The following is a 6,347-nucleotide window of genomic DNA, read 5'->3' as shown; positions in this document are numbered from 1 at the left end:
ACAGTTGCCTTCCCATATTCACATACTGAGAACCTTGGCCTGTGAATAGGAATGCGACATGAGGAACACTACTGTCAGTAGAAAATTCTTTTTGAAATACTCCTGCAACTTCCTCCCCAGCACCAAGGTTACTGAGTTGTGTTGCTAATTGTTGTTGGTCAGTAGCGATAAGAGCAAGACGATGGTTGTGGTGTACTCGTCCAGTATTGGCTGTATAACAAATATCTGCTAGTTGTGATTCTTGATTAGTTTCTAGGTAATTTTGATAACGACTGACTAACTCGTCGAGCGCTTTTTGAGTTTTAGCCGAGAGGGTTAATAAATGTAAGGGGCGCCGATAGGCATCTTCGTTTTTAACTAGTTTCGGTGCTTCTTCTAGAATGACATGGGCGTTAGTTCCACCGACCCCAAAGGAACTAACTCCAGCTCGGCGAGGCGTGCCATTGCTTTTCCATTCTGACAAAGTGGTATTGATGTAAAAGGGACTGTTGGCAAAATCAATTTGGGGATTGGGTTTTTCAAAGTGCAGGCTAGGAGGAATTAATTTGTGATTGAGAGCCAATGTTGCTTTAATCAGTCCCATTACTCCTGCTGCTGCCTCTAAATGCCCAACATTGGTTTTCACTGAACCCATAGCACAAAAGCCTTGTTTTTGGGTACTTTGCTGAAAAGCTTTGGTCAAAGCTTCAATTTCAATCGGATCTCCTATTTCTGTCCCCGTGCCATGAGCTTCTATATATGTTATCGTATCTGCGTTTACCCCAGCCACAGCCTGAGCTTCTGAAATAACAGCTGCTTGACCTACCACACTAGGTGCAGCGTAGCCAACTTTTAAAGAGCCATCGTTATTAATGGCTGAACCCTTGATTACTGCATATATATAATCCCTATCTGCAATTGCATCTTCGAGTCCCTTGAGTAGTACAATACCTAGACCAGGATTAAATCTTGTGCCCCTAGCTTGAGCGTCAAAGGCTCGGCAGTGACCATCAGGGGAAGTAATCATCCCGTCCTGATACAGATATCCTACTGTTTGAGGAATACGGATGCATACACCACCAACAAGAGCCATATCGCATTCCCCATTGAGTATACTTTGGCAGGCCAAATGAACTGCTACTAATGAACTCGAACAAGCCGTTTGTACCCCAATCGCTGGTCCTTTTAGATTCAGCTTGTAAGCAACGCGCGTTGCAAAGTAATCTAGGTTATTTGATAGATATTGTTGTAATAATAAGCTAGGGTTCAAGCTCTCTTGACGACGACCTTGCAATAAATAACTACTCTGGATCATGCTAGCATAAACCCCGATAGCACCTTCATAGGTATATGGATTATAACCAGCCTTCTCTACTACTTCCCAAGCACATTCAAGAAATAGCCTTTGTTGCGGATCTAGTTCTTCAGCCTCTTTAGTACTACAGTTAAAGAAACCAGCATCAAACATATCTATGTTAGGAAGAATGCTGCCAACCCTGACGTAGTTAGGATTATTGATTAGCTCTTTTTTCACCCCAGAGTTGAGCAATTCTTGTTCTGAAAAAAAGGATAAGGATATTGACTCAACTCCATCTCGAATATTTTGCCAAAACTGTTCAATATCTTTTGCTCCTGGACAACGTCCAGACATTCCAATTATTGCTATATCATGATTATCGTTCATGTTTTCTTCTAAGTGATTCATCATTATCAGTCTCCTTAATAACAATAACTTTGTCTAAAATTGCCACTTTAATTTTCTAGTAATACCTTAGTTTGGATCGCTCATACCCAGGATTTTTTCCAGTTTCTGATGATTTACTAAAAGGAATAAGGGTTAGGGTCGGTAAATAGGTCTACTCTCTTCGGTTCTATCCCCAGTGTTTATTGTAGTATATAATCCTGCGCAAAAAAATTATTTCTTGTGGCGTAGACTTTTTCTAAAATTGCCCCTTTTTTTCCTAGCAATACCTTTTTTAGCTCGCTCATCTCGACGATTTTTGATAGTTCCTGATGACCTATCAATCTGATCCAGATATTGACTTAAGGAATGTACATTAGGGTTAGCAAATAGGTCAACTACTTTCAGTTCTATGCCCAATAGTTCTTGCAATTTGCTATGCACTCGGATAGCATGTACAGAATTGCCCCCTATCTCAAAGAAATTGTCGTGAATTCCGACTTTTTCCATCTGAAGAACCTCTCGCCAAACAGCAGCAATTTGTTGCTCTATTTTTGTTTGAGGTAGTATGTATTCAGTTGTGGTCATAGTTTCTACTTGAGGTTCTGGCAATCGTTTACGGTCTATTTTGCCATTAGCAGTTAGTGGGAAAGCTTCCAAAATAACATACTTAGAAGGAATCATATACTCTGGTAGTTTTTGCCTTAGGTACTTACGCAAGTGTTGAGAACAAGAATTTAATTCCTGATCAAGTTGGCTAATTTTATCTTGTTCTTCTATCTGATTTTCAGTAGTAATAGGCTGTTGTTTTAGCACAGCATAAGCAATTAAACGTTTGTTTTGTTCTGAATCTACTATAGTAGTAACAATTGCTTCCTTCATTCCCGGAAATTGTTTTAATGCTGCTTCAATTTCTCCCAGTTCAACACGATAACCATTGATTTTTACTTGGAAGTCCTCTCTACCTAAAAACTCAATATTACCATCAGGTAAATATCTTCCTAAATCTCCTGTTTTGTATAATCTCTCTTGAGTAACTGGGTGGGTAATAAAGCTAGCTTTGGTTTTTTCCTCATTTTTCCAATATCCCTTAGCTAATCCTACACCTCCAATATAAAGTTGTCCAGGTACCCAAACTGGTCTAGCTTCCATCAATTCATTGAGTACATAGAAACGTTGATTCAACAGGGGTTTACCGTAGGGAATACTCTTCCAATTAGGATCAACCTTTTCAATCTTATAACCAATTGACCAGATTGATGCTTCTGTTGCTCCACCTAAACTCATAACTTGGACATTAGGCCACAGAGACTGGATTTTTTCTGGTAAGTCTACTGGTAACCAATCCCCACTCAGCATAACCACTCGCAAACCCTCTACTGGCACTCTTGAAGTTCCGAATAAATGTTCTACCAACATCTGCATCAAAGGAGGAACTGAGTTCCATAAAGTCACTTGATGGGTTTCAATTAATTCTATCCAGCAAGCAGGGTCTTTGGCTGCTTCTGGCGGTGGCATCACTATAGTTCCTCCTGCTCCTAGAACGCCGAAGATGTCGTATACTGATAGGTCAAAGTTCAAATTTGCTAAGGCCAATACCCTGTCTGACGCTCTGACTTCAAACCGTTGATTAATGTCTAGGATTGTATTTACAGCTCCCCGATGATCGATCATTACACCCTTGGGTAAACCTGTAGAACCGGAAGTGTAAATCACATAGGCTAAATCTTCTGGAGTTTGTACTGGTTCTAAGGGAGTCGGATTTTCTACTGCTAGCTCTTCACTATCTACAGACCAGCAGTTAATTCCCTCAGGCCAACTCAGGGACTGTTTAAGGTGAGTTTGAGTCAATACTTGTTTGACTTCTGCTTGCTCAAGTAGATACCACTGGCGTTCCTGAGGTAGTGCAGGGTCTATCGGTAGGTAAGCTCCACCAGACATCAAGATACCCAATACCCCTACTACCTGTTCCCAACCTTTTTCCATGACTACGGCTACTAGCTCATTCGGTTTGACTTCTAATTTACGTAATCCATCTCCTAATTGATGAGACCGTTGATACAGTTCTTCATAAGTTAGGCTTTTCTGGGGACTAATCACAGCTATCTCTTGACCTTGAACTTTTACTTTCTCAACAAACAAGCCATGCAAGAGCCCTTCAGGCAAAGATTGAGTGGTCTGATTTACTTGTGCTTGTAGTGCTAGCTGGGCAGTTGGTAATAATTGGAAGTAAGTTTCCATCCAAGGTTCGTCCGAGGTAGCTAGCTGCTGAAGCAAATCACAATAAGCCTCAAACATTTTTTCTATTAAACCTTCCGGGAATAGCGCTTCAACGGCATACCAATTAAAGATCAATGCTCCGTTTTTCTCAGTGACTACATTATCCAGCCACACTTGAGGTGTTGTACCTAGTTTATACACTTCCTCTCCGAATTCGTCCAAACCCAGTCTTCTTCCCAACCTTTCATCCACTACATACTCGAAGCCTAACATGCTACTAAACACCACCCCCATTGGTTGACTACGTCCTCGGCGATGTAACTCTCGCTGCACTTCTACTCCATTGATATACCGATGTTCTAAATCTACCCAGAGCAGTTTTTGCAACTTTTGAGCACGACTAATAAATGGAACTGCTTGTGAGTGATCCACCGCCAGCAAAATATTTGAGGTGAAATCACCCAAAAGCTCATTGACCTGAGGGTGTAAGGGCAGACGGTTAAATATAGTCAGGTTGATAGTAAACTTTGGACTTTTACTCCAGTAATTTAATATATAGGCAAAAGCACTTAACAATACCCCTGATGGGCTTAAATCTGCTTTCCGGGCCTTGTGTTTTAACTGTTGCCAATTTGTCGTAGATAGTCCAGCTGTGTGAGTCTTGAAGCGAGGGTTGGTGATTGCAGATGTTATTTTCGCTTGGGGCATTTCTGGTGCCGGAGGTAGCTCATCGAGGCGGTTGAACCAATATTGCTGAGAACGGATATACTGAGGACTATCTTTGAGTGCCAATTCTGCTAGCACATAGTCTCGGAACGAGATTTCCGTTGCTGGTAGTTCACTCTCTGGCTCCTTGTACAGTTGGCCCCACTGCTCAAATAACATATAGAAACTCAAGCCATCCAACATCAACATATCGATGTCGATATACAAACGGCACCATTGTTCATTCAAACGGGCAGCCCGTAAATCAAACAAAGGCCACTGGTTTGTTGGTAACACCTGATGGGACATCTGATTGCGAATATTCTCTAGCTCTGAAGCAATTGTTTGAGGAGACTCTCTGGACAAATCCAAAACTTCAATTTCATAGGGAGGCACTTGCTCGAGTATTTGCTGGTTGCCGTCCGCTAAAACTACCATCCGCAGAATTTCATGGTGCTCAATTAATTGCCTCCAGGCTTGGTTGAGGCGTTCCAAATTTAAGTTTTCACAATCTAATTCTATGTATACATGGGTCGCAATATTGCCTAAATCAAAGAATCCATTGCGACCTATCCAATAAGCTTGTTGGATTGCATTCAATGGAAATGGTTGATACCTTTCCTCTGGAGCCGTAATCAGGGTCGGCCAACTAGATTTGACAGTGATATTACTACTCTTTTGCCGAAGTAAACCGACTAATTCAAGTTTATTTTGGGATAATAAATCGCGAATTTCTTTGGTTAACTTTCCCTTGGGAGCACTAATTTTTAACTCATCACCTTCAGTCCATAATTTAATGTTTTGGCTAGAGATTTGAGATAGAATTTCGGTCAGTTTCATAGAGTAATCTCCTCCCTATCTTCATTGATTTCTTCAGTTGGTACAGTATTTGAGTAACTAACTTGTTCTAACAATAGCTGTTCATATAAATATTCTACCAATGCCTTAATGGTAGGGTAGTCCAAAGTTACAGTAGAAGGTACTGAACACTTTAAACTACCTTGCAACTTATTCCTCAACTTCACAGAAGTCAAAGAGTCTATACCCAAATCAAAAAACCCTGTATCCATTTCAATTGATTCAGGATGACTAATCCCCAAAACATTAGCCACCTGACGACGCACATGAGCCACCAAAAACAAGCGAAGCTCATTAGGTGGCGTAGCCTCCAACTTTAACAGAAAATCTGACTTCGATGGTTGGGCTACCTCCAATATAGTTTCCTGCCAATCCACTAAAAACGGCCACTGTGCCACTCTCTCCTGCCACCCTGACCACTCAATAGGCATCACCCCTACTTCCACATCCGAACTACTCATCAATAGTTCTAAAGACTCCAATACCTGAGCCGGAGATATTAAACCCATCCCATTCTTACTGAGCATAGCGGCTGTCTCTGTATCTCGCCCGAGCGCTCGTCCCACTTGAGAAACTGCTCCCCAATGAATACTCAATCCCGGTAATCCCATACTTCGACGATAATGAGCCAAACCATCAAGAAAAGCATTAGCTGCAGAATAATTTGCCATGCCCTGACCAAGTGAACCCAACAGAGATGTTGCCGAAGAAAACAGCACAAAGAAGTCTAATGGTTGACTTTGAGTCAATTGATGCAAATGCCAAGCACCCTGCACTTTCGGTTCCATCACCTGTTCAAAACTAGACCAAGTCTGATTTCGTAGCACTCCATTTGATAGCACCATCACAGAATGAATCACTCCTCCTAAGGGTCTGTTTGACTCCTCTATTCTCTGCAACACCC

At 41.5% G+C, this 6,347-nt stretch carries 3 protein-coding genes; all 3 read right to left on the bottom strand.

Features of this window, described 5'->3' with window-relative positions; translation table 11 throughout:
- Positions 1-1,687, bottom strand: a 1,687-nt coding sequence (locus ACP6PL_RS10030; protein ID WP_426545098.1) for a type I polyketide synthase, incomplete at its 3' end; no start/stop codon positions are given.
- A gap of 207 nt (positions 1,688-1,894) precedes the next feature.
- Positions 1,895-5,425, bottom strand: coding sequence for a non-ribosomal peptide synthetase (locus ACP6PL_RS10025; RefSeq protein ID WP_426545096.1), 3,531 nt, complete (start codon positions 5,423-5,425; stop codon positions 1,895-1,897).
- A partial coding sequence (locus tag ACP6PL_RS10020; protein WP_426545094.1) for a beta-ketoacyl reductase occupies positions 5,422-6,347 on the bottom strand: 926 nt, incomplete at its 5' end. The genes ACP6PL_RS10020 and ACP6PL_RS10025, both read right to left, overlap by 4 nt.

Source organism: Dapis purpurea BLCC-M126 (assembly GCF_050015975.1).
Classification (GTDB): Bacteria; Cyanobacteriota; Cyanobacteriia; order Cyanobacteriales; family Microcoleaceae; genus Trichodesmium.
This window is presented reverse-complemented; position numbering and strand designations above follow the sequence as displayed.

Excerpts from the sequence above, each read along its gene's own strand:
- ACP6PL_RS10025 (WP_426545096.1), bottom strand. The coding sequence starts at position 5,425 with ATGAAACTGACCGAAATTCTATCTCAAATCTCTAGCCAAAACATTAAA.